Below are 13,918 nucleotides of genomic sequence, written 5' to 3' on the forward strand. Positions count from 1 at the left end.
GGTCGCGTCGGGCACCGGCCTTGGCTCGGTCAGGGCGATCGGAGGGGCCGTGTCGGGCTGGACGGCCGAGCTTCCGGATTCGCTACTTTTGTCACACACCGGTCATCGTTGATCCGGAATATAAGAGGCCATATCAGGGACGACGGGCGGAGGCTGGATTGCCTCCAATTATTCCGGGACGCGGGCCGCAAGGCCCGCGTCCTTTGCTTTGGGCGGGGCAGTGCGAGCGCCCGCGGCTAATCGACAAGCATGCACCGTTGCCGTTGCCGTTGCCGTTGCCGTTGCCGTTGCCGTTGCCGTTGCCGTTGCCGTGATTTTGATCTGCCTTGCCGCTTTGCCGGTCAAAAGCTGACCCGTAGGGCGGCTCGCAGGGATGCGGGCCGTGCGCAAGCAGGCCATGGATGGCCTGTCTGGAGCATCCCTGCGTCGGCATCGATCGTGCGGGGCTTGTGCCCTTGCAAGGAGAAGCACTTTTTTGGTGACTTTCTTTTGTTGCTTTGGACAAAGAAAGTTACCCGCACCCTTTAGGGGGCGGAAGCTTTGCTGTTGCTTCACCGCCCTGCGGCAAGAAGCGCCGCAACCGGAGACGACGCGGTCGCGACTTGCGTCGCTCCTACCCTCGCGAAAGCGCGCCTCTTCAATAGATAACGCCGGCATTGCGGCCTCTGCGCGCCCTGCGGTCGCGACTTACGTCGCTCCTACCATTGAACGATGCGCCGCGAGACCGTCGCAGCGCGGTCGCGGCTTGCGCCGCTCCTACCCTCGCGAAACTATGCGGCTTCGATAAGGAGCACCGGCGTTGTCGCTTCCGCGCGTCCCGTGGTCGCGACTTACGTCGCTCCTACAGGGGTGGGAACGCCGCACCAACGCGGCAGAGATCGAATCCAAGACAGGAACAAAGCGCGATCAACGCAAAACTTCGTCCGCCACCACCACCCCGTCTTCATCCGCACACAACCAATCCCCCGGCCGGATGACCACGCCGCCGATCTCGATCGCGACGTCGCGCATGCCCTGCCCCAGTTTGTCGGTCTTGCGCGGGCAGGTGCCCAGCGCCTTGACGCCGAGCTCCATGGCACCGATCGCGCCGCTGTCGCGGATCGCGCCATGGACGACCACCCCGGCCCAACCGTTCTCGACCGCTTTCGCCGCGAGCAGGTCGCCGAGCATCGCTCGGCGCATCGAGCCGCCGCCGTCGATCACCAACACACGGCCGTTGCCGGCTTCGGCCACCGCTTCGCGCACCAGCGAATTGTCTTCGTAGGCCTTGATGGTGCTGACCGTGCCGTCGAAGGCCAGGCGCCCGCCGTAGTCGCGTAACGGCAGGTCCAATACGCGGACCCGTGCTTCGTGCAGATCGCACAGGTCGCAAGTGTTCATCCGCGCACCGCCGCGACCGCCGCTTTCATCTGGCCGATCACTTCGGCGTAGTCGGGCGCGTTGAACACCGCCGAACCGGCGACGAAGGTGTCGGCGCCGGCGGCGGCGATCTCGGCGATGTTGTCGGGCTTGACCCCGCCGTCGATCTCCAGCCGGATCGAACGGCCGCTGTGGTCGATGCGCTCGCGCACGCGGCGCAGTTTGTCCAGCGCCGAGGGAATGAAGCTCTGCCCCCCGAAGCCCGGGTTGACCGACATCAGCAGCACCAGGTCCAGGTCTTCGAGCACCCAGTCGAGCACTTCGATCGGGGTCGCCGGGTTCAGCACCAGGCCGGCCTGGCAACCGTGCGATTTGATCAGCTGGATCGTGCGATGCACGTGGCCGCTGGCTTCCGGGTGGAAGCTGATGGTGCTGGCGCCGGCCTTGGCGAAGTCGGGGACGATGCGGTCGACCGGCTCGACCATCAGGTGCACGTCGATCGGCGCGGTCACGCCATGCTTGCGCAGCGCCTCGCAGATCATCGGGCCGATGGTCAGGTTCGGCACGTAATGGTTGTCCATGACGTCGAAATGGACCCAGTCGGCGCCGGCCTTGAGGACGTTGTCGACCTCCTCGCCGAGCTTGGCGAAGTTCGCCGAGAGGATCGAAGGGGCGATGACGGTGGATTGCATGGGCGCGGCTCGGTAGGGCAGGCGGCTATTGTCCCGTAAAAGCGAGCAGCGAGGAGCGGGCCACGAGCGGGCGCCTCTTGCCCTGCTCACTCCTGCCCCCCACTCCTGCCCGCTCACTTCCTGCGCTGGCGCAGGGTCTTGATCCGGTCGTAGGCGCGGTTGATCTCGCGGGCGCGCTGCTCGGCCTGGCTGCGCAGCTCGGGGGCCGCGTGAACGACCCGGTCGGGGTGGTATTGCGACATCAGCCGGCGGTAGGCCTGATCGACCTCGCTGTCGCTGGCGTCGTTGCTCACGCCCAGTACGGCATAAGGGTTGTCGCCGCGCAGCTTGAACCAGTCGGTGTCGAAGGCGTGGCCGATCAGCAGGCCGATGATCGCGCCCAGGAAGGGGTTGCCGCGCAGCAGCGCCGCGCCGGCGAAGAAACCGAGCAATTTGCCGTACCAGCGCTTCATTCGCGCCCATCGTCCCGGCCGGTCGCGGCCCGTCCAGGCCCCTGCGGGCCGCCGGACCCCAGTCTACCTGCACGCGGGCGCCAGCCGGCGTACACTGCCCGGCCCCGTCGCGCCTGCGCGCGCGAGCCGTCCGGCTCCGGCGGCGCGAGGCGATGGGGGGAATCATTTACGCCGCCGCCATCAGGGGTCCCCACGTTGACGACCACACTGCTGCAATCCGAACTGCCCGGCCTGCCCTTGCGCCACCGGGGCAAGGTCCGCGATGTCTTCGACCTTCCGGCCGATCGCCTGCCTGCGGGCGCCGCCCCGGGCGGCGACTGTCTGTTGATGGTCGCCACCGACCGCCTCAGCGCCTTCGACGTCGTGTTGCCCGACCCCATCCCGGGCAAGGGCGAGATGCTCTGCCAGATCAGCAACTTCTGGTTCGGCAAGACCGCCCACATCATTCCCAATCACCTGACCGGGATCGATGTCGCCGCGGTGCTGCCGGCCGGTGTCGACGCCCGGCTGTACGCCAGGCGCACGGTCGTGACCAAGCGGCTCAAGCCGGTGCCGATCGAGTGCATCGCCCGCGGTTATCTGATCGGCAGCGGCTGGAAGGACTATCAGCGCACCGGCCGGGTCAGCGGCATCGCCCTGCCGAGCGGCCTGCGCCAGGCCGAGCGACTGCCCGAGCCGATCTTCACCCCCTCGACCAAGGCCGCGGTCGGCGACCACGACGAGAACATCGACTTCGACACCGCGGTGCGCACGGTCGGCGCCGAACTGGCCGAGGCGGTGCGCGACGCCACCCTGCGCCTGTACCGCTACGCCGCCGACTACGCCGCGCAGCGCGGCATCCTGCTGGCCGACACCAAGTTCGAGTTCGGCACCGATGCCGACGGCCGTCTCTACGTCATGGACGAGATGCTGACGCCGGACTCCTCGCGCTACTGGCCGGCCGACGAGTACCAGGTCGGCACCAGCCCGCCGAGCTACGACAAACAGTTCGTGCGCGACTATCTGGAAACCCTGGGCTGGGACAAGACTCCGCCGGGTCCCAACCTGCCGGCCGAGGTCATCGAGCGCACCCGCGCCAAGTACGCCGAAGCGCTGCACAAACTCGCCGGCATCTCGATCGACTGACCTCCACCGGCCCGCGACGCGGGCCGGTTCGGGACGCCCCCGCGCCTACCCGGGGGCTACGCGGCCAGTCACGTGCGCAAGCGCGGCCAATCTGGGGGCTGGCGCCTCACCGATCGCGCGATCCGCGCCACACTCGAGGCCCGACCGCGGATACAGCCCTGCCGCCATGCGCGTTACCCTGGCCCGATCGCCCTCCCCGCGAGCACCGCATGAATATCGGCTACCTGTACCTGAGCGTCGCGATCGCCGCCGAAGTGGTGGCGACCAGCGCGCTCAAGGCCTCCGACGGCTTCACCAAGCTGGTGCCCTCGCTGATCGTCGGCCTCGGCTATGCCACCGCGTTCTATTTCCTGTCGCTGGTGCTGCGCACGGTGCCGGTCGGCGTCGCCTATGCGATCTGGTCCGGCGTCGGCATCGTCCTGATCGCCGCGATCGGCTGGCTGTTCATGAAACAGACCCTGGACGCCGGCGCGCTCGCCGGCATCGGCCTGATCGTGGCGGGGGTGGCCGTCATCCAGCTATTCTCGAAGTCCGCGGCCCACTAGCCGCCCGCACCAATCCGCGGACCGCGCGTCCGCCCCGCCGCAACGGGAGTCGAGCATGAGCACCGTCGCCGAATCGTCGCAACGCCCCATCGACCGCTGGTTCGCCAGTTATTCCGGCGACCACCGCAACGCCGTCAACCAGAGCATCCATGTGATCGCGGTGCCGGCGATCCTGTGGAGCGTGATCGCCCTGCTGTGGTGCATTCCCGCCCCGGGCACCTACTTCCGCCCGGGCGCCTGGGCCGCGCTGGGGATGTTCGCCGCGTTGCTGTTCTACTACCGCGCCTCGCGCAAGCTCGGCTTCGGCATGCTCGTGCAGTTCGTGGTGCTGTCGCTGATCGCGCACTGGATCGCGCAGGGCTTCGGCCTGACCGTGCTGCTCTACACCGCCATCGCGGTGTTCGTGGTGGCCTGGATCGCGCAGTTCGTCGGCCACAAGATCGAAGGCAAGAAGCCGAGCTTCCTGACCGACCTGACCTATCTGCTGATCGGCCCGGCCTGGGTGTTGTCGAAGCTGTACCGCAAGCTCGGCTGGTCGTACTGAGCGGACAGCCGCCATCGGCTCCCAGGGCAGGCGCGAGGCAAGTCGCGACCGCGACGCCCCGACCTCGCGGCGTCGCCGCCTGCCCTCGGACAGACCGCCACGGGCCTTGATTTCGGCTATTGGCTGCGCTTGCCGGTCGCGGTTTCCCGTTCGATGCGGTCAGGCCGGCGGGAAGTAATTTCGCCCCACCAGATACACGCACAGCGCCGCCTGTACCCACAGCACCGCGCAGGTCGCCGCCGACACCGGCAAGGCCCGCGCCCAGCTCAGGCGCACCCCGTCGGGGCCCGGCAGGTGGATGCGCACGCTGAACGCCAGGGCCAGGCAGGACAGCGCGAACGCGACCGTCGCGAACGGCCAGCCGCTGCTGGCGACCTGGCCATGCAGCACGATCATCGCGGTCACCGCCAGCATCGCCCACACCACCAGGGCGAACACCACCGACCACAGCGCCGCGCCATAGGCCGGCCGCGCCTTGACCAACTGCGCGACCCAGCCGCGCAACAGCCAGGCGCTCGGCATCAGCCAGAACACCAGCGCGGCGATCGCCAGCAAGCCCCAGGCGAGCGGTCCCGCGGTCTGCAACGCATACTTCACAATGCTTCTCCCGTCATGCCATTCGCGACCCGCTCGAGCGGCCGTCACGATAGCCCAATCGGCCTCCCCCATGCCCGTTCGCGACATCGTCCTGTTGCTGCTCGTCGTCCTGTCCTGGGCGCTCAACTTCCTGACCTCGGCCTATGCGCTGCGCGAGATTCCGCCGCTGCTGTTCACCGGGCTGCGCTTCGCCCTGCTCGCCCTGCCGCTGGCGTTCTTCGTCAAGCGCCCGGCGCCGGGCCAGTGGCCGCGACTGATCGCGGTCTGCCTGTGCATCGGCGTGCTGCACTTCGGCCTGAGCTTCAGCGCGCTCAAGGCCGCCGGCGACCTGTCCTCGCCGGCGATCGTGCTGCAGAGCTATGTCCCGATGACCGCGGTGCTGGCCTGGTGGCTGCTCGGCGAGCGTTTCGCCTGGCGCACCGGCGTGGCGATCGGCCTGAGCTTCGCCGGGGTGCTGGTGCTCGGCTTCGACCCGCTGGTGCTCGACAAACCGATGGCGGTGGGGCTGATGCTGGTCTCGGCTGCGTTCCTGGCCCTGGGCACGGTGCTGATGAAGGGCCTGCGCGGCCTCGACGTCTACAGCCAGCAGGGCTGGACCGCGTTGATCGCGGTAGCGCCGCTGATCGGCCTCAGCATCGCGTTCGAACCCGGCGGCCTCGCCGCGCTCGGCACGGTGAGCTGGCTCGCCTGGCTCGGCGTGATCTATGCGGCCTTCGTCTCCTCGCTGCTCGGCCACGGCCTGTACTACGTGCTGGTGCAACGCCATCCCGTCGCCCGGGTCACCCCGTGGCTGCTGCTGGTGCCGGTGTTCGCGATCGCCCTGGGCGTCGCCTTCTGGGGCGACCGCCCCGGCCCGCGCCTGTGGATCGGCGGTGCCATGGTGCTGGGCGGCGTACTGATCATCGCCTTGCGTTCGCTGGCGAAGTCGCGCTCGGGGGTGTCGGCAACGGATGTTTGATTGGAAAACGGCCTGCACCCCTGCGGGCCGCCCTCCGGGACTTCGGTTGCCTTCGCTGGTGCGTAGCGGCGCAGAGCCAGCGGGAGAGGCAAGGCAACGGCAATCTGAAGCCAGAGCGCTGCGTCGCATCCCCTGTAGGAGCGGCATAAGCCGCGACCAAGGAACGCGCTGACACACCAATGCCTATGTCATCCATCGAAACGGCGTGCTGTCGCAGGGTAGGAGCGGCGCAAGCCGCGACCGCGAATCTGCAGATGGCGGCGCGGCTGGCCGAGGCTGCGCGGTCGCGACTTGCGTCGCTCCTACTCCCGGCGAGGATGCGCCGCTGCGATCAATGACGTCAGCCTTGGCGCTTCTGCGCGTCCCGTGGTCGCGACTTGCGTCGCTCCTACCCTGCGATAGCTAACGGCTTCGATCGGTGACATCGGCACCGTTGCCTCTGCGCGTCCCTTGGTCGCGGCTCACGCCGCTCCTGCCGGGCTGCGACGCCGCGCGATCACTCCCGCGGCGGCTCGAACATCTCCGCACTCGGCCGGAACGGCCGCGGGGCGTAGCCGAAATCGCGCTGCGCCGGGCCGGCGTCGAAGGTCATGTCGCCGCGCATGCGCCGCACCGCGGCTTCGCCGAGCCCCGAGGCGCGACCGGTGGCCTGGGCGGCGAGCAGGGCGAGGTTGAACAAGGGCGACGGCAGTTCTATCAGGCGCACCGGCGGACGCAGGCAGGCCAGGGTGCGGGCGACCATGTCGCGATAGCTCAGCACCTCGCCGCCGGGCACGGCGTAGATCTGGCCGAAGGTCGCCGGCACGTCGAGCACGGCGAAGGCGGCATCGGCGAGGTCGTCGACGTGCACCGGCTGGCGCAGGCCATTGGCGCCGCGCGGCAAGGGGAAATAGCGCAGACGGCGCGCGAGCTCGGCGATCCGGGTCAGGGTGGCGTCGCGGCCGGCGCCGTAGATCAGGGTCGGGCGCAGCACGGTCACCGCATCCTTGCGCGGCACCGCGGCGGCGAACAGCGCCGCTTCGCCTTCGCGCAGTTCCTGGGCGACGCGGCGCTCGTCGGCATCGGCCGAGCCGCGCTTGGTCTCGGCGCTGGTCGATCCGAACGCGACCACGCGCGAGGCCTCGATGCCCGACTGCGCGTACCAGCGGGAAAACTTCAGCAAGGGGCCGCAACTGAAGATCGCATCGACGCGCGGCGGCAACGTCGGCATCGACGACAGATCGCCCTGCAACCAATGCAAGCCGGGGCGGTCGTGTTGTTCGTGGCGCGAGATCGCGGTGACTCGCCAGCCGGCGTGGTACAGCCGTTGCAGCAGCGGCACGCCGATCTGGCCGCTGGCGCCCAATACCAAAGCGTGTTTCATGCCTTCAGCCCTGCTCACTCCGCGCCGGCAGCACCGCGCGCAACCAGAAATAACCGACCACCGCCGACAGCAACGAAGCGCCGAGGATGCCGAGCACGGCCTCCTCGTACAACAGCGGTTCCTGATAGGCCAACGAGGCGATGAACAGACTCATCGTGAAACCGATGCCGCACATCAGGCCCAGGCCGATCATCGCCCGCAGGTCCATCCCCGCCGGGAACCGTGCCCAGCCCAGGGCGCGCATCAGCAGCGCGGCGCCGACGATGCCGACCGGCTTGCCGACCACCAGGCCGAGCACGATGCCCATCGGCAGCGCCGCGGTCGCGTCCTTGAGCTCCACCCCGCCCAGCGACAGGCCGGCGTTGACGAAGGCGAACAGCGGCAGGATCGCGTAGGCCACCCACGTGTGCAGCGCGTGCTCCAGGGTTTCCAGCGGCGAATGCTCGTGCTCGTCGTCGATCGCATTGCGCTTGTCGACGTGCGGGATCATCAGGCCGGTGGCGACGCCGGCCAAGGTCGCATGCACGCCGGACTTCAGCACGCACACCCACAGCACCACGCCGAGCGCGAGATAGGGCCCGAGCGAGGTCACGCCGCGACGGTTGAGCAGCCACATGCCGGCCAGCGCCACCGCCGCCCACATTAGCGCGGTGACCGACAGGCCGTGTGAATAGAAGAAGGCGATGATCAGGATCGCCATCAGGTCGTCTACCACCGCGATCGTCGACAACAGCAGCTTCATCGCCACCGGTACGCGCGAGCCCAGCAGGGCCAGCACGCCGAGGGCGAAGGCGATGTCGGTCGCGGTCGGCACCGCCCAGCCGCGCATCGAAGCCGCATCGCCGCGATTGAGCGCGAAGAACAGCAGCGCCGGCACGACCACGCCGGCGGCGGCGCAGATCATCGGCAGCACCAGTTGCGAGCGCTCGGCCAACTGTCCGCTCAGCGCCTCGCGCTTGATCTCCAGGGCGACGACCAGGAAGAAGATCGCCATCAGGCCGTCGTTGATCCACAGCAGCAACGGCTTGGCGATGTCGAGCGCACCGATGCGCAACTGCACCGGAATCTCGCGGAAGGCCTCGTAGGCCGCCTGCAGCGGCGAGTTGGCCGCGATCAGGGCCAGCACCGCGGCGGCGATCAGGACGATGCCGCCGGCGGCCTCGAGGCGGAAGAACTCGCTGAGCGCGCGCAATGCGCGGCGCGACAGCGGCGGCGTGGGGGTGAGTTCGCTCATCGCGCCAGTATATCGGCCCGGGCCGCCCAGCCCCCCGTCGCCCGCGCTCAGCGCAGCAGCATCAGCACTTCGAAGCCGATCCAGCCGAGCAGGCCGACGAGCAGGATCGCGCCCTCGCGCTTGCTCACCCGCAGGTCGCCGCGCAGCATCGGGTACAGCATCAGCGCGAACACCGCCGCGGCCGGCAGTTCGAAGCGAACGAACGAAGCCGGCAGCGGCACGCTGTGCCAGGCCGCCATGCCGCCGACCACAATCAGCAGGTTGAACAGGCTCGAGCCGACCACGTGGCCGACGACGATGTCGCCCTGCCCGCGCCGCGCCGCGGCGATCGCCGCCATGGCCTCGGGCAATGCGGTGCCGATCGCCACCGGCAGCAGGCCGGTCAGCAGCGGCGACAGGCCCATCGCGGCGCCGATGATGGCCGCGTTCGGCGAACCGAAGCCGGCCGCCAGCGCCGGCGAGGCGCCGAGGCTCCACAGGCCGTTGCCGCCGATGATCAGATACGCGCCCAGGTGCATCAGCAGCACCGCGATCAGCACCCGCACCAGGTTCAAGCCGAGGTGGGTCTGGGTCTGGGCGAAAGCGGCGATGGCGTCCTGCAGTTCCGGCGCCTCGCGACGGGTACGCGCGATCGCATAGGCGACCACCGCGACGAACGCCAGCAGCATGACGAGGCCTTCGCCGCGGCTGAGCACGCCGTCCAGGCCCAGGCCGATCACCGCCAGGGTGCCGAGCAACAGCATCAGCAGCAGCGGCGCCAGCGCGCGCCAGCGCACCAGCAGCGGCGCGGCGAGCGCGGCCAGGCCGAGGGTCAGGCCGAAGTTGACCACGTTGCTGCCGACCGCATTGCCGAGCGCGAGCGCCTGCTGGCCTCGCACCACCGCCTGCAGGTTGACCGCGAGTTCCGGCAACGAGGTGCCGAACGCGACCAGCACCAGGCCGGCCGCGAACGGCGAGGCGCCGAAGCGCTGGGCCAACCCCGAGGCGCCCTTGACGATCGAATCGCCGCCCAGGGCCAGCAGGACCAGGCCGAGTACGAATAAGCCGACGGCTTCGAACATGACGATCATCCCCTTACGGTCAATGGCCGATTCTATGCTCAGGCCGGGCCGGGTGGCGCTTCGGCCGCCCCGTGGCGGCCGCTTCGCCGGTTTCGAGTATCAGGAGCAGCCTTCGACGTAGTCGACCTGCGGCGGCACGCCGATGCGCCAGGCGGTGACCTTGCCGGCGGCGTCGGTCTCGAACACCAGCGCGCCGGCGCCGCCGGCGGCATCGCCGATGCGCAGGTTCTTGCCGCCTTCGACGTACTTGTGCGGCTGCTCTTCGATCCGGCCGGCGTAGAGCTTGCGGATTTCGTCCGCGCTCATGCCGCGCTTGCCGCCGCCGGGCGCGGTTTCCTTGTCGTTGCCGACGTCGACGCGGACGAACTTGCCGTTCTCGATCATGAAAGCGAACTCGGCCGGATTCCGGGTCCAGATCGGCGTCAGGTGATAGCAACCGCTGTCGGCCGCGGCCTGGCCCTTGAGCTCGCCGCCCCAGGCCTTCCTGGCTTCCTCGGCGCTCATTCCGAAGCGCAGGTCGCCGTAGCCGTCGAAGCGCGCCAGGGTGTCGCTCGCGGCCGGCGTGGCGGGCGGGGTAGCCGCAGGCGCGGGCGCGGTCGCGGGCGGCACGTCTTCGGCGGGTTGATCGTTGGCCGGTGGGGTCGAGGCGGTCGAGGCGGTCGAGGCGTCGGTCGCGCCATTGGGGCCGGCCGCCTCGCGTTGGCAGGCGCTCAGGGCCAGGCACAGCAGCAAGGCCGGCAGTACGGCGGGAACGGACGGACGCTTCATCGGCAGGACTCCGGCGCGCGCGGCGCGGTTCGGGTGGCCGCTGCAGCCTAGCCGTTTTGCGTGAATGCGGCGCGAAACGCGGTCGTGCCGCGGCAGCGAAGCGAGCGCCCTCGCGCGGCCGGGCCGCGCGAGGGTCGGACGGCGCGACCCGCGATCAGTCGCGCTTGTTCGGGTCGAAGTGCTTGCGCAGGCCGGCCCAGCAGGCCTGGTAGTCGCGCTGGCGATGCGCGGCGTCGAAGGCCTGCGCGGCCGGGCGGATCACCGCGCGCGTCTCGAACATGAAGGCCATGGTGTCGACGATCACGTGCGGCTGCGAGAGGTCCGCGGCCGAGGCCTTCTCGAAGGTCTGCGCATCCGGGCCGTGGCCGGTCATGCAGTTGTGCAGCGACGAGCCGCCGGGCGCGAAGCCGTCGGCCTTGGCGTCGTAGGCGCCATGGATCAGGCCCATGAACTCGCTGGCGATGTTGCGGTGGAACCACGGCGGCCGGAAGGTGTGTTGGGCCACCAGCCAACGCGGCGGAAAGATCACGAAGTCGATGTTGGCCGTGCCGGGGGTGTCGCTCGGCGAGGTCAGCACGGTGAAGATCGACGGATCGGGGTGATCGAAGCTGATCGAACCGATGGTGTTGAAGTGGCGCAGGTCGTATTTGTACGGCGCGTAGTTGCCGTGCCAGGCGACCACGTCGAGGGGCGAATGGCCGATGTCGGCGCGCCACAGATGGCCTTGGAACTTGGCGACCAGCTCGAACTCGCCTTCGAGGTCCTCGTAAGAGGCATGCGGGGTCAGGAAATCGCGCGGGTTGGCCAGGCCGTTGGCGCCGATCGGGCCGAGGTCGGGCAGGCGCAGCAGGGCGCCGAAGTTCTCGCAGACATAGCCGCGCGAAGGGCCGTCGACCAGTTCGACGCGGAAGCGCACGCCGCGCGGGATCACCGCCACTTCGAGCGGCTCGACTTCGAGCGCGCCGAGTTCGGTGGCGATCAACAGGCGCCCCTGTTGCGGCACGATCAACAACTCGCCGTCGGCGCTGTAGAAATAGCGGCCCTCCATCGAACGGTTGGCGGCGTACAGGTGGATGCCGCAACCGTGCTGGCCGGCCGGCGAACCGTTGCCGGCCATGGTGTACAGGCCGTCGACGAAATCGATCGCGGCTTCCGGCAGCGGCAAGGGGTCCCAGCGCAGTTGGTCCGGCGAGACCGGACCATTGCCGAAGTCGTTATGGAAGCGCGGCTGGCCATAGGGCGCGAAGGTGCCGTGCATCGCCGCCGGGCGGATCCGGTACAGCCAGCTGCGCCGGTTCTCCTTGCGCGGGGCGGTAAACGCCGTGCCGCTGAGCTGCTCGGCGTACAGCCCGAACGCTGCGCGCTGCGGCGAGTTCTGCCCCTGCGGCAGCGCGCCGGCCACGGCCTCGCTGGCGAATTCGTTGCCGAAGCCGCTCATGTAGCCGCGCGGGCGCTGGCGTTGGGCGTCGGTGCTGGGCATCGGAATCACGTTGTCGATGTCGTTGGCTGCGGTGCTCATACGGACTCGCTATGCGGTGGGGCGCCGCGATCGTTCGCGGCGCGGTTCGAATATCCTGCGGCGCGGCGTCACATGACCGGGCGCAACCCCAGTGAGCGCTGGGTCGAGCGTTCGATCCTCAACGCCAGCTCGGCGGCGATCTCCAGGACCCGCCCGGCGTCCTTGCGCCAGACCAGCAGCGCGTGCAGGTTGTCGCTGAAAGTATCTTCGAGCAGCAGCAACTCGTAGCCGCCGCCGTCGACACCGCGCTCGGCCAGCAACGGGTCCAGCCAGGCGAAATACTCGTCCGGCAGGAACCCGCGCCCGTCGCCGCGACGCGGGAACTCCGGCAACGGCTCGGCGAAGAAGTCGCTGATCTGCTCGTGCACCTCGTCGATCTTGTCGCCGACCGCGATGTGCTCCATCAGCTTGAACACCAGCGCGTTCTGGATCAGTTCCTCCGGCGAGGGATCCTCGATCCAGGCCAGATCGGGATCCTCGGCCGCGCCGTCGATCTCGGCGACCAGCGATTGCAGTTCCTCAGGTTCGAGTTCCCGGCAGGTCAACAGATCGACGAGTTCCCTGATCATGCGCATTCCTTCGCCTTGGCCGGCCGTTTCGGTCGACCGTTATAGTACGCCGCGCTTCATCTGGTCGCGCTCGATGCTCTCGAACAGGGCCTGGAAGTTGCCCTCGCCGAAGCCTTCGTTGCCCTTGCGCTGGATGATCTCGAAGAAGATCGGGCCGATCGCGTTCTGGGTGAAGATCTGCAGCAGCTTGCGCTGGTGGGTCTCGCGGTCGGCGTCGATCAGGATCTTGTTCTTGGCCAGGCGGGCGACGTCCTCGCCGTGGTTGGGCACGCGCTGGTCGATCACCTCGAAATAGGTGTCCGGGGTATCGAGGAACTCGACGCCCTGCTCGCGCATCGCCTCGACGGTCTCGTAGATGTTGTCGGTGAAGCAGGCGATGTGCTGGATGCCCTCGCCCTTGTAGGCGTCCAGGTATTCGTTGATCTGGCTCTTCGGGTCGCTGGACTCGTTGAGCGGGATGCGCACGACGCCGTCCGGCGCGGTCATCGCCTTCGACACCAGGCCGGTCTTGGCGCCCTTGATGTCGAAGTAGCGGATTTCGCGGAAGTTGAACAGGCGCTCGTAATAGTCCGACCACTTCTGCATGTTGCCGAAGTAGAGGTTGTGGGTCAGATGGTCGATGAAGGTCAGGCCGAAACCGGTCGGGTGCTGGTCGGCGCCCGGGATCGGCTCGTAGTCTTCATAGGCCGTGCCGCGGTCGCCGTAACGGTCGACCAGGTACAGCATGCAGTCGCCGATGCCCTTGACCACCGGTGCGTCGATCGCACGGGTGTCGGCGCGCTCGCCGATCGCTTCGCCGCCGTTGCCGAGCACGGCTTGGTAGACCTCGTCGGCCGGCTTCTTGAAGCGGATCGCGAAGCCCGCCGCGCACGGGCCGTGCGCTTGCGCGAAGGCCGCGGCGAAGCTGTCGGGCGACTCGTTGACGAGGAAGTTCACCCCGCCCTGGCGATAGACGGTGATCGGGCGCGACTTGTGGCGCAGCACGGCGCTGAAGCCGAGCTTGCGGAAGTAATCGTGGAGCAGGTCGCTCTGGCCCTTCGGGGCGGCGAACTCGACGAACTCGAACCCGTCGATGCCGAGCGGATTCTCAAACGTGGTGACCTGCATGCCGAGGTTGGGCTGCGCATTCATG

Annotated in this window: 15 protein-coding genes; 4 read left to right on the forward strand and 11 right to left on the reverse strand. The window is 68.7% G+C overall.

All coding sequences use genetic code 11. From position 1 onward, the window contains the following. Window positions 1-906: 906 nt before the first annotated feature. The 3 genes from rraA to ACSAMQ_RS04265 form a co-directional block, all read right to left on the reverse strand. Window positions 907-1,380 (reverse strand): ribonuclease E activity regulator RraA, encoded by a 474-nt coding sequence (gene rraA, locus ACSAMQ_RS04255; RefSeq protein WP_435394447.1) that lies wholly within the window; start codon window positions 1,378-1,380, stop codon window positions 907-909. Further along, window positions 1,377-2,051: a ribulose-phosphate 3-epimerase gene (gene rpe / locus ACSAMQ_RS04260; protein WP_435394448.1), complete on the reverse strand. Its 675-nt coding sequence runs from the start codon at window positions 2,049-2,051 to the stop codon at window positions 1,377-1,379. Before rpe ends, rraA begins: the two co-directional genes overlap by 4 nt. A gap of 113 nt (window positions 2,052-2,164) precedes the next feature. Next, window positions 2,165-2,503, reverse strand: coding sequence for a J domain-containing protein (locus ACSAMQ_RS04265; RefSeq protein WP_435394449.1), 339 nt, complete (start codon window positions 2,501-2,503; stop codon window positions 2,165-2,167). Window positions 2,504-2,698: 195 nt separating this feature from the next. Between ACSAMQ_RS04265 and ACSAMQ_RS04270 the strand changes: the two genes are divergently transcribed. From ACSAMQ_RS04270 to ACSAMQ_RS04280, 3 genes are all read left to right on the forward strand, one after another. Next, window positions 2,699-3,628, forward strand: a complete 930-nt coding sequence (locus ACSAMQ_RS04270; RefSeq protein ID WP_435394450.1) for a phosphoribosylaminoimidazolesuccinocarboxamide synthase — start codon at window positions 2,699-2,701, stop codon at window positions 3,626-3,628. 209 nt (window positions 3,629-3,837) lie between these two features. Further along, the gene (locus tag ACSAMQ_RS04275) at window positions 3,838-4,173 is read left to right on the forward strand and encodes a DMT family transporter (protein WP_435394451.1); all 336 of its coding nucleotides are present in this window, start codon (window positions 3,838-3,840) and stop codon (window positions 4,171-4,173) included. A gap of 55 nt (window positions 4,174-4,228) precedes the next feature. Then, on the forward strand, window positions 4,229-4,717 hold the full coding sequence (locus ACSAMQ_RS04280) for a DUF962 domain-containing protein (protein WP_435394452.1): 489 nt from the start codon (window positions 4,229-4,231) through the stop codon (window positions 4,715-4,717). 159 nt (window positions 4,718-4,876) lie between these two features. On the opposite strand, the gene ACSAMQ_RS04285 is transcribed toward ACSAMQ_RS04280, so the two are convergent. Then, window positions 4,877-5,314, reverse strand: coding sequence for a hypothetical protein (locus ACSAMQ_RS04285; RefSeq protein WP_435394453.1), 438 nt, complete (start codon window positions 5,312-5,314; stop codon window positions 4,877-4,879). A gap of 70 nt (window positions 5,315-5,384) precedes the next feature. Between ACSAMQ_RS04285 and ACSAMQ_RS04290 the strand changes: the two genes are divergently transcribed. Next, window positions 5,385-6,272, forward strand: a complete 888-nt coding sequence (locus tag ACSAMQ_RS04290; protein WP_435394454.1) for a DMT family transporter — start codon at window positions 5,385-5,387, stop codon at window positions 6,270-6,272. 496 nt (window positions 6,273-6,768) lie between these two features. Here ACSAMQ_RS04290 and ACSAMQ_RS04295 read toward each other — a convergent pair whose 3' ends face one another. From ACSAMQ_RS04295 to hppD, 7 genes are all read right to left on the reverse strand, one after another. Next, window positions 6,769-7,635 (reverse strand): SDR family oxidoreductase, encoded by an 867-nt coding sequence (locus ACSAMQ_RS04295; RefSeq protein ID WP_435394455.1) that lies wholly within the window; start codon window positions 7,633-7,635, stop codon window positions 6,769-6,771. 4 nt (window positions 7,636-7,639) lie between these two features. Beyond that, complete coding sequence (nhaA, locus tag ACSAMQ_RS04300; RefSeq protein ID WP_435394456.1) at window positions 7,640-8,869, reverse strand: Na+/H+ antiporter NhaA; 1,230 nt, start codon at window positions 8,867-8,869, stop codon at window positions 7,640-7,642. Between the two features lie 47 nt (window positions 8,870-8,916). Next, entirely contained in the window at window positions 8,917-9,930 is a 1,014-nt protein-coding gene (locus ACSAMQ_RS04305; RefSeq protein WP_435394457.1) for a sodium:calcium antiporter, read from the reverse strand. Window positions 9,931-10,029: 99 nt separating this feature from the next. After that, window positions 10,030-10,698 (reverse strand): lectin, encoded by a 669-nt coding sequence (locus ACSAMQ_RS04310; RefSeq protein WP_435394458.1) that lies wholly within the window; start codon window positions 10,696-10,698, stop codon window positions 10,030-10,032. Between the two features lie 154 nt (window positions 10,699-10,852). Continuing rightward, window positions 10,853-12,178: a homogentisate 1,2-dioxygenase gene (hmgA, locus tag ACSAMQ_RS04315; protein ID WP_435394470.1), complete on the reverse strand. Its 1,326-nt coding sequence runs from the start codon at window positions 12,176-12,178 to the stop codon at window positions 10,853-10,855. Window positions 12,179-12,285: 107 nt separating this feature from the next. Beyond that, window positions 12,286-12,786: a hypothetical protein gene (locus ACSAMQ_RS04320; RefSeq protein WP_435394459.1), complete on the reverse strand. Its 501-nt coding sequence runs from the start codon at window positions 12,784-12,786 to the stop codon at window positions 12,286-12,288. 39 nt (window positions 12,787-12,825) lie between these two features. Then, a complete protein-coding gene (gene hppD, locus ACSAMQ_RS04325) occupies window positions 12,826-13,917 on the reverse strand; it encodes a 4-hydroxyphenylpyruvate dioxygenase (RefSeq protein ID WP_435394460.1) in 1,092 nt (363 codons plus the stop codon). Window position 13,918: the final 1 nt, after the last annotated feature.

The sequence above is a fragment of the Lysobacter sp. 1R34A genome, from assembly GCF_051217035.1.
Lineage (GTDB): Bacteria > Pseudomonadota > Gammaproteobacteria > Xanthomonadales > Xanthomonadaceae > Lysobacter.

What these genes read in the sequence shown, in the direction of transcription:
- rraA (WP_435394447.1), bottom strand. Translation starts at nt 1,380, where the DNA reads ATGAACACTTGCGACCTGTGCGATCTGCACGAAGCACGGGTCCGCGTA.
- ACSAMQ_RS04320 (WP_435394459.1), bottom strand. Translation starts at nt 12,786, where the DNA reads ATGATCAGGGAACTCGTCGATCTGTTGACCTGCCGGGAACTCGAACCT.
- ACSAMQ_RS04265 (WP_435394449.1), bottom strand. Translation starts at nt 2,503, where the DNA reads ATGAAGCGCTGGTACGGCAAATTGCTCGGTTTCTTCGCCGGCGCGGCG.
- nhaA (WP_435394456.1), bottom strand. Translation starts at nt 8,869, where the DNA reads ATGAGCGAACTCACCCCCACGCCGCCGCTGTCGCGCCGCGCATTGCGC.
- ACSAMQ_RS04310 (WP_435394458.1), bottom strand. Translation starts at nt 10,698, where the DNA reads ATGAAGCGTCCGTCCGTTCCCGCCGTACTGCCGGCCTTGCTGCTGTGC.
- ACSAMQ_RS04295 (WP_435394455.1), bottom strand. Translation starts at nt 7,635, where the DNA reads ATGAAACACGCTTTGGTATTGGGCGCCAGCGGCCAGATCGGCGTGCCG.
- ACSAMQ_RS04275 (WP_435394451.1), top strand. Translation starts at nt 3,838, where the DNA reads ATGAATATCGGCTACCTGTACCTGAGCGTCGCGATCGCCGCCGAAGTG.
- hppD (WP_435394460.1), bottom strand. Translation starts at nt 13,917, where the DNA reads ATGAATGCGCAGCCCAACCTCGGCATGCAGGTCACCACGTTTGAGAAT.
- hmgA (WP_435394470.1), bottom strand. Translation starts at nt 12,178, where the DNA reads ATGCCCAGCACCGACGCCCAACGCCAGCGCCCGCGCGGCTACATGAGC.
- ACSAMQ_RS04305 (WP_435394457.1), bottom strand. Translation starts at nt 9,930, where the DNA reads ATGTTCGAAGCCGTCGGCTTATTCGTACTCGGCCTGGTCCTGCTGGCC.
- rpe (WP_435394448.1), bottom strand. Translation starts at nt 2,051, where the DNA reads ATGCAATCCACCGTCATCGCCCCTTCGATCCTCTCGGCGAACTTCGCC.
- ACSAMQ_RS04290 (WP_435394454.1), top strand. Translation starts at nt 5,385, where the DNA reads ATGCCCGTTCGCGACATCGTCCTGTTGCTGCTCGTCGTCCTGTCCTGG.
- ACSAMQ_RS04280 (WP_435394452.1), top strand. Translation starts at nt 4,229, where the DNA reads ATGAGCACCGTCGCCGAATCGTCGCAACGCCCCATCGACCGCTGGTTC.